19 protein-coding genes are annotated in these 13,674 nt (G+C 30.6%); 2 read left to right on the top strand and 17 right to left on the bottom strand.

Translation table 11 applies throughout. The features are described from left to right. The 8 genes from L6Q46_RS07555 to L6Q46_RS07520 form a co-directional block, all read right to left on the bottom strand. A partial coding sequence (locus tag L6Q46_RS07555; RefSeq protein ID WP_291283797.1) for an alpha/beta fold hydrolase occupies positions 1 to 405 on the bottom strand: 405 nt, incomplete at its 3' end. 7 nt (positions 406 to 412) lie between these two features. Further along, positions 413 to 1,192 carry a sulfite exporter TauE/SafE family protein gene (locus L6Q46_RS07550; RefSeq protein WP_291283796.1) on the bottom strand — a complete coding sequence of 260 codons (780 nt, stop codon included), beginning with the start codon at positions 1,190 to 1,192 and terminating at the stop codon, positions 413 to 415. Between the two features lie 248 nt (positions 1,193 to 1,440). After that, positions 1,441 to 1,875 (bottom strand): hypothetical protein, encoded by a 435-nt coding sequence (locus L6Q46_RS07545; protein WP_291283795.1) that lies wholly within the window; start codon positions 1,873 to 1,875, stop codon positions 1,441 to 1,443. A gap of 236 nt (positions 1,876 to 2,111) precedes the next feature. Then, the gene (locus L6Q46_RS07540; RefSeq protein ID WP_291283794.1) at positions 2,112 to 3,032 is read right to left on the bottom strand and encodes an alpha/beta hydrolase; all 921 of its coding nucleotides are present in this window, start codon (positions 3,030 to 3,032) and stop codon (positions 2,112 to 2,114) included. A gap of 17 nt (positions 3,033 to 3,049) precedes the next feature. Then, entirely contained in the window at positions 3,050 to 3,904 is an 855-nt protein-coding gene (locus L6Q46_RS07535; RefSeq protein ID WP_291283793.1) for an alpha/beta hydrolase, read from the bottom strand. 509 nt (positions 3,905 to 4,413) lie between these two features. After that, entirely contained in the window at positions 4,414 to 4,974 is a 561-nt protein-coding gene (locus L6Q46_RS07530) for a GNAT family protein (RefSeq protein ID WP_291283798.1), read from the bottom strand. A 133-nt stretch (positions 4,975 to 5,107) separates the two neighbouring features. Continuing rightward, entirely contained in the window at positions 5,108 to 5,986 is an 879-nt protein-coding gene (locus L6Q46_RS07525) for a dihydrodipicolinate synthase family protein (RefSeq protein WP_291283792.1), read from the bottom strand. 12 nt (positions 5,987 to 5,998) lie between these two features. Beyond that, positions 5,999 to 6,460 (bottom strand): cupin domain-containing protein, encoded by a 462-nt coding sequence (locus L6Q46_RS07520; protein WP_291283791.1) that lies wholly within the window; start codon positions 6,458 to 6,460, stop codon positions 5,999 to 6,001. Positions 6,461 to 6,555: 95 nt separating this feature from the next. Between L6Q46_RS07520 and L6Q46_RS07515 the strand changes: the two genes are divergently transcribed. Beyond that, on the top strand, positions 6,556 to 7,968 hold the full coding sequence (locus L6Q46_RS07515; protein WP_291283790.1) for a PLP-dependent aminotransferase family protein: 1,413 nt from the start codon (positions 6,556 to 6,558) through the stop codon (positions 7,966 to 7,968). A 3-nt stretch (positions 7,969 to 7,971) separates the two neighbouring features. Here L6Q46_RS07515 and L6Q46_RS07510 read toward each other — a convergent pair whose 3' ends face one another. The 9 genes from L6Q46_RS07510 to L6Q46_RS07470 form a co-directional block, all read right to left on the bottom strand. Then, complete coding sequence (locus L6Q46_RS07510) at positions 7,972 to 8,568, bottom strand: MarR family winged helix-turn-helix transcriptional regulator (protein WP_291283789.1); 597 nt, start codon at positions 8,566 to 8,568, stop codon at positions 7,972 to 7,974. Position 8,569: 1 nt separating this feature from the next. Then, positions 8,570 to 9,256 (bottom strand): type 1 glutamine amidotransferase, encoded by a 687-nt coding sequence (locus tag L6Q46_RS07505; RefSeq protein ID WP_291283788.1) that lies wholly within the window; start codon positions 9,254 to 9,256, stop codon positions 8,570 to 8,572. Between the two features lie 54 nt (positions 9,257 to 9,310). Further along, on the bottom strand, positions 9,311 to 9,574 hold the full coding sequence (locus L6Q46_RS07500; protein WP_291283787.1) for a DUF2024 family protein: 264 nt from the start codon (positions 9,572 to 9,574) through the stop codon (positions 9,311 to 9,313). Between the two features lie 11 nt (positions 9,575 to 9,585). Then, positions 9,586 to 10,233, bottom strand: a complete 648-nt coding sequence (locus L6Q46_RS07495) for a protoglobin domain-containing protein (RefSeq protein ID WP_291283786.1) — start codon at positions 10,231 to 10,233, stop codon at positions 9,586 to 9,588. A gap of 60 nt (positions 10,234 to 10,293) precedes the next feature. Beyond that, a complete protein-coding gene (locus tag L6Q46_RS07490) occupies positions 10,294 to 10,527 on the bottom strand; it encodes a thioredoxin family protein (RefSeq protein ID WP_291283785.1) in 234 nt (77 codons plus the stop codon). Positions 10,528 to 10,778: 251 nt separating this feature from the next. Then, positions 10,779 to 11,219, bottom strand: a complete 441-nt coding sequence (locus L6Q46_RS07485) for a DoxX family protein (RefSeq protein ID WP_291283784.1) — start codon at positions 11,217 to 11,219, stop codon at positions 10,779 to 10,781. A gap of 4 nt (positions 11,220 to 11,223) precedes the next feature. Beyond that, on the bottom strand, positions 11,224 to 11,784 hold the full coding sequence (locus tag L6Q46_RS07480; RefSeq protein ID WP_291283783.1) for a flavodoxin family protein: 561 nt from the start codon (positions 11,782 to 11,784) through the stop codon (positions 11,224 to 11,226). Between the two features lie 73 nt (positions 11,785 to 11,857). After that, positions 11,858 to 12,439, bottom strand: a complete 582-nt coding sequence (locus L6Q46_RS07475; protein ID WP_291283782.1) for a Crp/Fnr family transcriptional regulator — start codon at positions 12,437 to 12,439, stop codon at positions 11,858 to 11,860. Positions 12,440 to 12,548: 109 nt separating this feature from the next. Beyond that, a complete protein-coding gene (locus L6Q46_RS07470; protein ID WP_291283781.1) occupies positions 12,549 to 13,148 on the bottom strand; it encodes a nitroreductase family protein in 600 nt (199 codons plus the stop codon). Between the two features lie 114 nt (positions 13,149 to 13,262). Between L6Q46_RS07470 and L6Q46_RS07465 the strand changes: the two genes are divergently transcribed. Then, positions 13,263 to 13,601 (top strand): winged helix-turn-helix transcriptional regulator, encoded by a 339-nt coding sequence (locus L6Q46_RS07465; RefSeq protein ID WP_291283780.1) that lies wholly within the window; start codon positions 13,263 to 13,265, stop codon positions 13,599 to 13,601. Positions 13,602 to 13,674 lie beyond the last annotated feature (73 nt).

Raw genomic sequence — 13,674 nt, 5'->3', positions numbered from 1 at the left:
TCCATAATCAAATATGTAAAAATGACATTTTTTAACATTTTTGCCTTCTAGAAATTTTTCTAATAGAACTGAGTAATTTTCGAAAGTATACAAATATTCATCCGTTGAAGGCATACTTGAATAACCAAACCCCGGAAAGTCAGGAGCTAGAATATGATATTCGTCTTTAAGTTGATTAATCAAGTTTCGAAACATGAATGATGAAGAAGGAAAGCCGTGAAGTAACAGAATTGTTGGCTTATCTGATAAGCCTGCTTCTCTATAAAACAATTCTATATTATCTATTTGCATTGTATTGTATGAGACATCATTTGTTGGTTTACTTTTTTGTGCCATAGTTGTGTTGTTTGTGATGATTGTTGAAATGAATATTACATACAACCAAAATAATTTATTCTTTTTCATATTGAGATTAGATAAAGTTTTTAAAGTATTCCTTGTAGAAAAAGACAATTGTTATAATTGCACCTACCCAAATTATAAAGTTTTTCAACTTTTGTTGTTCAATCTTCCTTGCTATTTTTGCGCCATAAAATCCGCCTATTAATGCTCCGACTAACATGACAATTGCATATTGCCATATTACAATTCCTGAAAGAATAAATGTAAATGCTGCAATACCATTGTTAAATGATACCAGAATGACCTTAATACCATTCATTTCATTTAGGTTTTTGAGACCAATTATTGAAAAAGCTGTAAGTAATATCATTCCTAAACCGGCACCAAAATAACCACCGTAGATGCCAATAAAAAAGATACTTATCAAATGAATAATATTAGCATCTTCGAAGCTAAAACTTTCTAATTTGTTTGAAAAATAGCTTCTTAATTTATTACTAAAAACAAAAAGTAACCACGTTGATAAAAGAAAAAAGGGAACAAATCCATCAAATACTCTTGAGGATGTATTTATAAATAAATATGCACCCAATAATCCCCCTCCAGATATAGATATGATTAACATTATCAAAGATGATATAGATAAATTTATATCTTTTTGATATGCTTTTGCACTGGCTATATTGCCGGGCCATAAAGCTACAGTACCTATACCGTTAGCGTTTATAGAAGGTATGTTGCATAATATAAGTGATGGGTAGGAGATAAATCCGCCGCCGCCTGCAACTGCATTTAATGAGCTGCCAAGGATTGCCGCTATAAAAAGAAATATAAGATTTAAAAACTCCATTTATATTTTTTTAAAAGTTGATTTTATTTTATGATCATATAATTTTCTGATACTACATAATTTGTAAATCATAATTTTTATAAACTGATTTACTCATTTTGGAGCTTTAATCTGTTAATAATTTTGAATACAAGGTATATCGTATTGTTAAAATGTTTCGAAGGGCTTAATTGAACAAAACTACTTAACCCAAACAAACAAAGTTTGTTGAAAGTATATAAGCATAAATGATAAAAAGTAACAAAGAATCAATTGAAATAGTTTTTTCTTAAAATTGTTTCAGACTTTACAATTCTACCCAAGTCCTTCATAACTAATCCATTAATTTTCACAACCTGATGCTTTGTTCTGATTGCTTCAAAATCTGATGAAATATCCTGATAACCTTTTGGTGAAAAATATTCTACTGCTACAATGAAATCCCAATCTTTATTTTCAGGGTCTTTGTTCTCGTAAAGCTCATATTGTGCAATTAATTTTTGTTTAACGGCAATGCTATCTATTACAAACCAGTTTTTTTCTATGTAGTTTTCTAAATTGACTTTTTGATTTTCAATAGCCTTTAAGTAAGTAAACGTCCAAATATGGTTACGATTATTTTCTGTAACAGTTTTTGTTGATACACAGGACTGAAAGTGAAATATTAATAATATTAATCCACATTTAAGAAAATTGTTTTTCATATTACTTTTTAAAGTTAATTTTAAAAATACTTTGAACATTCGATAAATCCATAATGTTTCAAAAATCAAATAAGTTGTTTATTGTTATTTTGTTTAATACTAAATCTTGATTTATTTTGAAATCCATTATACTAATCATATTAGATAGATAGAAAACATATTTTCATCAAAAACAAAAACCAGAACAAACGTTAAAAACGTTTGCTCTTGTGGCTTTGTTTTAATTTTTATTTGAATTATTTAGCTAAAAAAGCTCGAATCTTTTTTGCTATTTCGTCTCCATAACTTTCTAATGCAAAGTGACCTGTATCATATAAATAGAATTCAAGGTTTTTTAGGTCTTTCTTATATGCTTCGGCACCACTTGCTGGAAAAATGTAGTCATTTTTACCCCAAACAATAAGTGTTTTTGGTTGGTACTTTCTAAAATAAGCTTGCCATTTTGGATATAGTTTTACATTACTTTGATAATCGTAAAACATAGCTAATTGTATCTCATTATTTTCAGGTCGACTTAAATGGCGTAAATCAATCTCCCAACCGTCGGGTGTAATTAATTCAGGATTTTTGACTCCGTGAGTATATTGCCATTTCAAACCATCAGGACTGTGAAACCCCTCTAATGCTTTCTCGGTTTCTTTATCGTTTTTGTTTTTCCAATATTTTTTCAATGGATCCCAAAAAGCTTCAAGTCCCTCGTCGTAAGCATTTCCATTTTGAATGATTAATGATTGGATTTTTTCAGGATTTTTTTCTGCTATTCTAAATCCAATAGGAGCACCGTAGTCCATTAAGTAAAGGCTATACTTATCTATTTTTAACGAAAAAATTAGTTTTTCGACAATACCTGATATGTTATCAAAAGTATACGCGAATTTACTTATTGCTGGTTGCTCACTTCTTCCATATCCGGGATAGTCAGGTGCAATCAAATGGTATTTATCTGATAATTTTTCAATCAGATTACGATACTGAAACGAAGAAGTTGGATAACCATGAAGTAATATTAATTTTGGTGCATTTTTATTACCTGCCTCACGATAAAATATATCTACACCATCAATTTTAACGGTATGATATGTTGTTGTATTCTGCGATATCGCATTTTGAAATGACAGTAAAAGTACCATCATAATCATAATATAATTATTTTTCATTTTTATGTGTTTATATATTAGTTTGATAAGAATTCACGAATTTTTTGGGTTATCTCATCTCCAAAACTTTCTAAGGCGAAATGACCAGTATCGTACAAATTGAAATCTAAGTTTTTTAGATCTTTTTTGAATGCTTCAGCACCTGATGCAGGGAAAATATAATCATCTTTACCATAAACGATAAGCGTTCGAGGTTGATGGTTTCTAAAATAGTTTTGCCACTCTGGGTACAATTTTACATTAGTTCTGTAGTCGTAAAATAGAGCTAATTGAATCTCATTGTTCTCGGGTCTAGTTAAATGTCTTAAATCCAGTTCCCAAGTATCGGGTGATACAGTTTCAGGTTTTACAACACCATGTGTATATTGCCATTGCAATCCTTCGGGGCTGTGGAAACCTTCTAATGGTTTACCATTTTCAATTGTTTTTTCATTCCAGTATACTTTAATTGGATCCCAAAATGTCTCTAATCCTTCTTCATATGCACAACCGTTTTGAATGATTAAATTTTCAATTCTTGAAGGATTTCTAGAGGCGATTCGGAATCCTACCGGGGCACCATAATCCATTAGGTAAAGACTGAATTTAGAAATTTGTAATTGATCTAAAAGAGATTCTACAATTTTTGCAAAGTTTTCAAACGTGTATTCGAAATTTGCGATTAATGGTTGCTCACTTCTACCAAAGCCAGGATAATCTGGTGCTATAAGATGGTATTGGTCTGCTAAGTCTCGTAATAAATTACGATACATGTGAGATGATGTTGGGTAGCCGTGTAATAATACAAGAACTGGCTTTCCTTTTTGACCTGCTTCACGGTAGAAGATTTCAACTCCGTTAACTTTCGTGGTAAGATGATTTACTTTACTCATTTTGATTTACTTAAATTAATAAAGCAAATGTATTTTGACTTTATCATCCAATAAATGGATGATTTATGCTTTTATATGGATAATTTTGATTTGTTAAAATTTGTCAAAGAATAGCATTTATTATTATCGGTATTTTCAGGGAAATTGAGCATTTTAAAAAGAACATTTTTATTATTTTCTATTAAATCATTATCAGCGAAAATATCATTTATTGATTTAACGTACTTTCCTATTGTAATGTCCCTACGGCAATTTTCAACCATACTCGTAATTGATTTTTGAGAAACTGCAAGGTGAAATTTTAAGCGAGGTACATCTTCTTTACGAAGAAATGCTTGGTTTCTTCAAGCGTAATTATGTAATAAATGGATGGTTTTGTTTGGTAAATTAAACTTGTAAAAGCTGACCTTCATAAAACTTTGTATAGGTTACGGTATGGTTGTTTTCAAGAGTCCAATTTTCAATTTAACCCAGGTCTTCAAAAGTTAAGCCCTGTAGATAATGAATTCTCATCGTTCAATTTTATTTAGTAATTGTAGTTTGATATTTTGCCAATCATTTTTTTCAATTGTATAAACGTTCGTATCTCTATAATTGCCTCTCCAGGTTTTAATATCGTTTTCTAATGTGGCTTCTAATTTTGCTCCGATTGATAGAATTGCCTTATTTGAAATGGTATTTAAAGTGTCTGTTTTTAACTCAATTTTATTTAAATTCAGTTTCTCAAAAGCGTATTGTAATATTAGATATTTTGAAATTTTATTACTTTTTGTGCCTTGATACTTTGGATTTATCCAAGTCCAACCTAATTGAGCCGTTTTTCCATTGTAATCTATATTTGCCAATCTAGTAGTTCCGACAATTTCTTTGTCTTTTTGTATAACCCAAACAATTGCATTTTTCTTTTCAACATTTGTTAGTGCATTGCTAATGTATATTTCAAGCTCATCTACATTTGATAATTTGTTTAATCCAAATTCCCATAATTTATTATCGAATGCAAAATTTTTTAACATCAAAATATGTTTTGATTCTAAAGGAATTAAACTTATTGTGGTGTATTGTAGCATCATTAAAAATTTTAAATTATATCCATGAAAAATATTAAAAAGTAATTTCCTCTTACATAAAACCATCTGTGTAAAAGGAAATTTACCCAATAATTAAAAATTATAATTGTCTTTGTATAAAGACATTATTATTTTAAATAGCTTGTAAAATCTGACTTAACTCAGATACTTCGCTTTCGTTCATAGGTCTTAATGGGCTTCTTAAATAGCCACCGTTTTGTCCTTGAATTTCTAAACCTGCTTTTATAGCGCGAGGCAATCCTTTATTTACGATAAATTTTAAAAGATTAAGCTGTTTGTAGAATACTTCTTGTGCAACTTTTAAATCATTGTTTTCAATAGCGTTATACAAATCAACATTTAATTGAGGAATTAGATTAGGAGCAGCGGTGCACCAACCAGTAGCTCCTGCGGCAAATGCGGCTAAAGCTAACGGATTTGATCCATTATAAAATGCAACATCTTCGCCTAGTTCTTTTCTTAAAAAGTGCATTCTCTGAACATCTCCTGTACTTTCCTTGATCATAGAAACATTTGGAATTTCAAGTAATCTTTTTAGTAAAGTAGGTGACATATCTACGCCTCCTGTAGCAGGATTATTATATGCCATAATTGGAATAGAAACTTTACTTGCCACAGCATCATAATGTTGTACTATTTCATCATCAGTAAGTTTCCAATAACTCATTGGAATTATCATTATAGCTGTTGCACCTGCTTTTTCAGCAAATTTTGCGTGATAAATGGTTCTTTCTGTAGTTAAGTTTGAAACTCCCACTAATACTGGTACTCGACCATTGGTTTGTTGAATAGTGGCTTCCGTAATTGCTTCCTTTTCGCTATCAGTCAAATAGGGCATAACACCCGTGCTTCCCAGCGGTGCAACTCCGTGAGCTCCGTTTACAATCAACTTTTCTAAAAGTGTTTTGTATAAATGAATATCTACATTCTCGTTTTTGTCAAATGGAGTTATTGGATAGGCGATAATTCCTTTAAATGGTACGTTTTTCATTTTACTTTTTTATTAAATATCTCTTCCTTCCTCTTCTCTCAACGCTACACCTAAATTTTGTAACTGAGGTGCATTTTCACAAGCTAAATATTTAGCGCTTTCAGTATTACTTAAATTTTTATGTCTGTGCCAAGCCCAACTCGGAATGTAAACAGCATCACCTGCTTTCCATTCGACTTTAATATCTTCAATTTCAGTGTAACCGTGCCCTTCGATAACATAAAGCATAGTTTCGTAAGTATGTCTATGACGGTTTGTTAATTGATCTGGTAGCAAGCCGCCCACTGTCATACTTACGTTCTTGCTAGGTAAATCAATAAAAAATACAGGATGTTTCCTTTCTGTAGAAAATTGATTGTGTTCACCTGCTTGCTCCACATTTTTGTGAATTAGTTTTTCAGGCATCACAAATGTTGGTCTCGCAAAGGTTTGATGAAAATCTTTTGACGAAAATTGTTTTTCTTTAGTTTCCATTGTTATAAAATTAGTTTGTGCATTATTGCATTACAAAATTACTTTACCTTTGGACTGTTTATATGGCACAGTTTTAACATTAATAACTAGACCAGATGTTGCGACCTTGGAAATTAGAAATTGTTTTAAATAGTAGTTCAGAAAAATCACTTTATCTTCAAATTGCTGATGCTATAATTGATGCTATTAAAACAGGTAAACTTACAATGGGCAGTGCCCTGCCTGGTAGTAGGCAATTAGCAAATCTTTTGAATGTGAATAGAAATACAGTCATTGAAGCAATTGATGTTTTAATTGCCGAAGGTTGGCTAATTACCATAGAAAGAAAAGGAACCTTTGTTTCTGATGTTTTGCCGGAAAAATTAAACTTTAAAAAAAGTAAAAGTCATAATGATTATTTGATGGAAGCCGTTAAACCATATATTAATTTTGACGATGGATTGCCAGATAGCCGACTTGCACCAATGAATGAACTTGCTAGAGCCTATCGACAAATTTTTAATAGAAAATCTCGTTGGCAGATTATGGGTTACAGTAGTGAATTTGGTGATATCGAATTCAGAAAAGCTATTGTTCAAATGCTTAATTTCAAGAGAGGAATGAACATCAATACAAATGAAATTTGTATCACTCGTGGTAGTCAGATGGCTATGTATCTTGCATCACACTCCATTTTTGAAGATGGTGATTTTGTTATGATAGAGAATCCTGGTTACAAGCCGGCTTGGCAAGCATTTGAAAATGCTGGCGCAAAACTACTCCCAATTTCAGTTGATAAAGAAGGTATAGTCATTGAAGAGGTGGAAGCTCATTTGAAAAGTACAAGCAATATAAAAGCAATTTATGTAACGCCACATCATCAATTTCCTACCACAGTTACTTTAAGTTTGAAAAGGCGATTGCAACTTATTGAACTGTCTAACAGATACGGTTTTATTATCATTGAAGATGATTATGACAATGAATTTCATTTTGGACAAAGACCCATTTTTCCGATATCTAGTTTTGTGAATTTGAAAAATTATATTTACATAGGAACTTTAAGTAAAATTGTAGCTCCTGCATTGCGAATTGGTTATATTGTAAGTAGTCTGGAGATCATCCAAAGTGTTGGTAAACACCGAAGATTAATTGATGTTCAAGGCGATAATATTATGGAAGAAGCTATTTTACAACTTATAAATGATGGTGAGATAAAAAGGCATCTCAAACGTACAAGCTTGATTTATAAAGCTAAACGTGATTATTTTGCGAATATTTGTGAAATATATTTAAAAGGAAAGGCAATATTTACTAAACCCGAAGGCGGTTTAGCCTTTTGGATAGTACCAATTAAAAAAGTAAATAATATTGAAATAGCAGAAAAATTACTCCAGCAAGGAATTAAGATAATGACTTCTGAAAGTTTTAGTTTTGAAGAATCGATATCGGGATTTAGATTGGGCTATGCTTCACTCTCTGAAAATCAAATTGAAGAGGGAATAATGACTTTATCAAAATATTTATAAATTTTATATTTTTTCAAATTCCCCACAGTCAATTCGTATGTCTTCGGTTTCAAGATTTCGATTAAGTAAATTACAGAATGAAACGTCGTCTTGTACCGAATAATGTTTGCAATTAAAACAGTTTCTCTGAATACTTATAATTTTCAATTGGTTTAATTGCTGAATAATATTTGTTATATTTTGCCATAAAACTAATTTTTCATTATGAGTTGAATTGCCAATTATTTCCTCCAAAGGATTTACAAAATTTTCAGTTTCCAAGACGATGTTTTTTCCACTTTCCGTTAATTTAATTCTATAACTTCGAGTGTCTTTTACATCAACCATTTTTTCTATTAATAGTTTCTGTTCTAATGTTTTAATTGTGTCACTGATTGTTGGTTTGGACAAATTAAATTCTTGCGATAAGTAACTTATAGTTGTTTTTTCTTCGCTATGATAAGCAATGAAAATAAGCAATTGTATCTGTATTGGACTTAAATTAAACGTTTTTGATTTTTCCCAAAGCAAGGTTTTAAAAACTTGGGAAATGCGGTCTAATCCTGCAACAATTTTGTTGTCAAGATTAGAGTTTTGATCATTTAGATTAAAGACAGACATATTAATTTTGTTCAAAATATTCCAAGATCAAAAACATTCTTCTGTTAGATTCTAAAATATTGTTTTTAAAACTTCTCATATCTTCTTTACTTTGAATGAATTGCTCATTAATTAATTCCTTTTTGCCAAAAGTAATCATTTTTTCTAGAGACTTTTCAGTGACTTCCAGATGGAATTGTAATGCAATTACATTTTTAGTAAACATAAATGCCTGATTTTGACAGATGGAACTCTTTGCCAAATGAATTGATTTCTTTGGCAAATTGAATGTTTCTCCATGCCAATGAAAAACTAATAATTCTTTTTCAAATTTTTCAAATGGATTTTGTAATTCATGAATTTTAGATATTTGGATTGGAAACCACCCAATCTCTTTTTTTGAGTTTTGAAAGACTTTTTCACCTAACACAGCGGCTATGAATTGTGAACCAAGACAAATGCCGAGGACTTTTTTATTGTTATCGATAGCTTTTTTAATAAATAATTTTTCCTCTATTATCCATTTTAAGTTGTCATTGACACTCATTGGACCACCCAAAATTATAAGTAAATCAAAGGTTTCAATATCTGGAAAAATTTCGTTTTCGAATATTTTTGTTGATGAGATTTTGTATTTTCTATCTGCTACCCAATCAGTAATATATCCTAAATCTTCATAAGGAACGTGTTGTATGTAATGTATTCTCATAACTTCAGATGTAATAACAAGCCGAAAGTGATTTACTTTCGGCTTATAAATAAATTAATAACAATTTTCCATTTCTATAATAGCAAAACCATTATTCAGTATTTGTCCTTCGACTTCTTCCGGTGCTTTTTCAATATGACAAAAAACACATTCTTTTGAAGTTAAACTTTGTCCTTCTTGCATCACACTTTTTAGATACTTTTTTCCGAATTCAAAAATTTGATTTTCATCTTTAAGATTTTCATCTACCAAAATATCAAAGTGCATTACTTTTCCATCTTTGCGAGTTACGTAAGTATCCCATACTGCTATTTTCATACTTTGCTAGATTAAAATTCTCCTTGTTTCATGTAAGGCTGTCCCCAAAGAATAGACTGTAGTAAAACTGATTTTAACCAAGCATTGTACATTTTATCTACATCGTGTTCACTTGCACCTTTTTTTGCTAAAAATGGTTTTAACGTAGTAGTTACTGGAATAGTAAGTGCAGGAATATATCTGTAATTTACTATTGGGACTGCTTTTGCTTTATCGGTTTTATTTTTTTTGGTTGTATAATGTCTTAAACCTATTTCATATTGGTAATTCAACCAATTTTGGTCATAGTTTGCTTCTGCTGTCTGCAAAATCCATATTTTAAAACGTTCACGTACTTTTGCTAAATATTCGCCTTCAGGTTTTCCTGTCTTTGTATTACCAAAAAAATATAACAATTGAGGAGTACCTGCAACGAAACCATACCAAACATCTAAAATGTCGTTAGTTTGGTCTTTCAAAATATCATGGCTCATTTTTAAATACTTTACATCGTCTTCCGTAAACAATAATGTTTGCTGTAAAAGTTTTAATTCTTCTAAACTAAAAGGAGATTTGGCTACTTCTTTTGTTCCATAGGTGTAGCCAGATGGTCTTTTATCTTGTGCAGATACAGCTGAAACCGAAAGCACTGTGATAAGTGTTACTATAATTTTTTTCATTTGTAAAATTTTTAAGTTAATTAAAATGCCCTATCAATTAATCAACAGGGCAATTCTCTACTATCCTCTCACCTCAGTAAGAGATGCTCCATAATTAATATGCAAGACATTTCCCTTTGGAGTTACTAGAGCAGGAACTGATTTTACTCCAGCTTTCTCAGCTTCTTCAATTCTTGATTTGTCATTACCAAGATGAACTATTTGTACATTCGATGTACCTATTAAGTCTATTACGTCATGCTCTGCACTAATGCAAACTGGACAACCTGCATGATAAAAAATTGATTTACTCATTTTTGTTTTTTAAATGTTACTATTATGATTACTGTAAATTGCAATTACAGCACAAATATATAGTTAGTTATCCTAACTAAAAAATAATTTATATTAAAATTTTGCAATTAAATAAGTTACCAATTGATAATTAAATAGTTAGAAACATTCATTACTTTAAAATTATTTAATAAATAACAATAAGTAGCAATAAAAAAGGGACTGAGATCACTATTGATCATCAGTCCCATAACTAAAAATATGAGATTATTTTATTTTGACAATGATTCATCAATTGCATATTTCCCGCTACCATTTAATAATGTTGCCAGAGATAAACCAATAACTAATAAGTGATATTCATAACCTTCACCTTTTTGATTTCCAAACCAATTCATAAAAAATCCGTGATCAAGGTGTGAAGTGAAAATGATTCCTGTAAATAATATAATTGTTAATACGGACCAGATTCGGCTGGCAAAACCTGCAATTAATGATAATGCACCTATAAACTCAATAATAATTACTAAGAAACCAATGATCCATGGTAAGTGCAAAGTTTCTGTAAAAAATCCCATTGTTCCTTTAAACCCATAACCACCAAATATTCCAAGCATTTTTTGTGCTCCGTGAGGTAATAAAACTATACCAATAGTAAGGCGAAGTATAAGCCCTGTCCAATCATTATTTGTTTCAAAAATTTTATTTTTCATTTGTCTAATTATTAAATTGTTTATATTGTTTTGTGATTTTTGCAATTCGTTCCCCGAAAAGCTCTGCTGTCTCTAAACCTTTTGGGGGATTTAGTTTGTCGGTAGAGTTGTCAGACAATGTCATTAGTCCAAGATAGCTAGCAAGTCCATTGGGTTCATCTAACTGTTTGTCATTTTCAAACTTGGGTAAGATTCCGGTGGAAATCCAAAGCATACTGTGTTGTGAGGCAAAAAGAGATAGCTGTTGAAGCGTATTCAATTTATCACCATTTAAGGTAGATGAGTTTGTAAAACCTGCTGCAAATTTGTCTTTCCATTTTTGGGAATACCAAAACTTTCCAGTTGCTTCCATGAACTTTTTAAAGTCTGATGAAACAGTTCCCATGTACGTAGGACTTCCAAAAATTATAGTGTCTGCATCATGCAACAACTCAAAATTGTCTTGTGCTTCAAGAGTAGATAAAAGAGTTACATGTTCTAATTCTCTTGAAGCTCCTTTTTGGATATGTTCGGCAACAATTTTAGTATGCCCATATCCGCTGTGATAAATAATTATAATTTTCATTTCTGTTATTTATTAAATTATTTTACAAAACAACAGAGAATAAAAATGATAAAAATTAAAGTAGTTTAATAAATCACTTTTGAGTTAACTTTCTGCGAAGCATACTCAGAAAAACTGGTGTAATACCGAGATATGCAGAAATTTGTTTTTGAGAAAGGCGTTGTTCCAAATTTGGATGTTTGGAAATGAAGTTCAAATAACGCTGTTCAGCTGTAAAGGAAAGATTTTGATTGATTCGATTTTGTTGAGCTATAAAAGCATTTTGAAGAATTAACCTAAAAAAGCGATCAAATTTTGGTACTCTTTCATACAGTTTGTCAAGATTTGGTTTTGTTATTTGCAGAATTTCTGTGTCTTCCAATGCATCAATATAGTATGTTGTAGGGCTTTGAGTTAGAAAACTTAATAGATCACCAACCCACCAATCTTCAATTCCAAACATTACTATATGTTCAAATCCATTATTGTCAATGGTGTAAGTGCGTAAGCATCCTTTAACAATAAAGTTTTCAGTTTTACAGATTTCTCCTTGCTTAAACAGGAACTCCTTTCGCTTTAACTTTTTTGTTTCAAGTAATGAAAGAAAGAAGTCAGTCTCTGTTTTATCGAGTTGAATATGACGGCTAATATTTTGTATAATTAAATCTGTATTCATTTTTATAATTATAAAATGAGTTTTATAAGGTAATAATAGCAGTTGGGCAACATTTAGCAATTTAAGTTATGTCGTTGTCCAACTGCAAAATATTTTTGACTTATTAATCTTAAATTTCTTTAATTATTTCCTCTTTTTTACTTCTTGATTTTTTTGTTATGCTTGGTTGATTTTCGTCATTAGCATCCCTGTACCCAATTGAAACGGCTACTAAAGATTGGTAATTTCCTGAATCCAAAATAGTATCATATAATTTAGTGTCAATTCCTTCCATAGGAGTAGCGTCAATTTTCATTTCTGCACATGCACTTAATAAAACGCCTAAAGATAAATACACTTGCTTATCAAACCAAACTTTAATATCTTCATCTGAATTGGATTTCACGAATTGATTGTAGTATTCAATTGCACCATGAGGAAGTTCATTATTAATTTTAGTTTCAAACACTGAAATGTCATTTATTCTTTGGAATACCACCAATGTATTACAATCAATTATTTTTTGCTCGTTGAAGTATGATGCTCTTGCAAGCTTCGCTTTCATGGAGGGATTAGAAACAAAAATAAATTTCCACGGTTGACTATTTATTGATGAGGGACTTAACCATAGAATTTCTTCTAACTCTTTAATTTTATCGATCTCTAATTTTCTCGTTGTATCGAATTTTTTTGTTGTGTAACGTTGTTGCATCTTTTGTAAAAAACTCATAAATTTGGTGTATTAAATTAAACTATCAATTTTATAGTTACAAAACTAAATATAGTTTATATATTACACAATAACGGTCAAAAAGGATAGTGTGTTTTAAAAAATGAAATTATTATGTATAAGATAAATAATAAAGAATATCCATGCTGTACGAGTGTTACAATGGGATTGATTGGTGGTAAGTGGAAAAGTGTAATATTATTTCATTTAATGGAAAACACTTTACGGTATAATGAGTTACGTGCTAAAATTCCGATTGTTACTGAAAGAACTCTGAGTTTGCAATTAAAAGACTTAGAAGCGGATGGATTAATTAATCGGAGAGTATATACTTCTAAACCGCCACTAAAAGTTGAATACTCACTTACCGATTTTGGAAAAACGCTGATTCCGCTTCTGCATTCAATTGCTGAATGGGGTGACATTGTTGTTGAAAAATATTCAAAGTCGTAATTTCTAATTTTTACTAATAACTTAAGGCAACAAATTGAGATTAATTATGAAAGCTTCAGACATTGATTTAAAC

Source organism: Flavobacterium sp. (genome assembly GCF_023151265.1).
In the GTDB taxonomy this organism is placed as follows: domain Bacteria; phylum Bacteroidota; class Bacteroidia; order Flavobacteriales; family Flavobacteriaceae; genus Flavobacterium.
The sequence above is the reverse complement of the archived record's forward strand: the minus strand, read 5'-3'. Positions and strand labels throughout refer to the sequence as shown.

Bases quoted from the DNA above. Each gene is read 5' to 3' on its own strand.
- L6Q46_RS07550 (WP_291283796.1), bottom strand. From the start codon at position 1,192: ATGGAGTTTTTAAATCTTATATTTCTTTTTATAGCGGCAATCCTTGGC.
- L6Q46_RS07475 (WP_291283782.1), bottom strand. From the start codon at position 12,439: ATGAATACAGATTTAATTATACAAAATATTAGCCGTCATATTCAACTC.
- L6Q46_RS07490 (WP_291283785.1), bottom strand. From the start codon at position 10,527: ATGAGTAAATCAATTTTTTATCATGCAGGTTGTCCAGTTTGCATTAGT.
- L6Q46_RS07500 (WP_291283787.1), bottom strand. From the start codon at position 9,574: ATGAAAATAGCAGTATGGGATACTTACGTAACTCGCAAAGATGGAAAA.
- L6Q46_RS07535 (WP_291283793.1), bottom strand. From the start codon at position 3,904: ATGAGTAAAGTAAATCATCTTACCACGAAAGTTAACGGAGTTGAAATC.
- L6Q46_RS07465 (WP_291283780.1), top strand. From the start codon at position 13,263: ATGTATAAGATAAATAATAAAGAATATCCATGCTGTACGAGTGTTACA.
- L6Q46_RS07505 (WP_291283788.1), bottom strand. From the start codon at position 9,256: ATGAGAATACATTACATACAACACGTTCCTTATGAAGATTTAGGATAT.
- L6Q46_RS07520 (WP_291283791.1), bottom strand. From the start codon at position 6,460: ATGGAAACTAAAGAAAAACAATTTTCGTCAAAAGATTTTCATCAAACC.
- L6Q46_RS07470 (WP_291283781.1), bottom strand. From the start codon at position 13,148: ATGAGTTTTTTACAAAAGATGCAACAACGTTACACAACAAAAAAATTC.
- L6Q46_RS07530 (WP_291283798.1), bottom strand. From the start codon at position 4,974: ATGCTACAATACACCACAATAAGTTTAATTCCTTTAGAATCAAAACAT.
- L6Q46_RS07545 (WP_291283795.1), bottom strand. From the start codon at position 1,875: ATGAAAAACAATTTTCTTAAATGTGGATTAATATTATTAATATTTCAC.
- L6Q46_RS07525 (WP_291283792.1), bottom strand. From the start codon at position 5,986: ATGAAAAACGTACCATTTAAAGGAATTATCGCCTATCCAATAACTCCA.
- L6Q46_RS07515 (WP_291283790.1), top strand. From the start codon at position 6,556: ATGTTGCGACCTTGGAAATTAGAAATTGTTTTAAATAGTAGTTCAGAA.
- L6Q46_RS07510 (WP_291283789.1), bottom strand. From the start codon at position 8,568: ATGTCTGTCTTTAATCTAAATGATCAAAACTCTAATCTTGACAACAAA.
- L6Q46_RS07480 (WP_291283783.1), bottom strand. From the start codon at position 11,784: ATGAAAATTATAATTATTTATCACAGCGGATATGGGCATACTAAAATT.
- L6Q46_RS07540 (WP_291283794.1), bottom strand. From the start codon at position 3,032: ATGAAAAATAATTATATTATGATTATGATGGTACTTTTACTGTCATTT.
- L6Q46_RS07485 (WP_291283784.1), bottom strand. From the start codon at position 11,219: ATGAAAAATAAAATTTTTGAAACAAATAATGATTGGACAGGGCTTATA.
- L6Q46_RS07495 (WP_291283786.1), bottom strand. From the start codon at position 10,233: ATGAAAAAAATTATAGTAACACTTATCACAGTGCTTTCGGTTTCAGCT.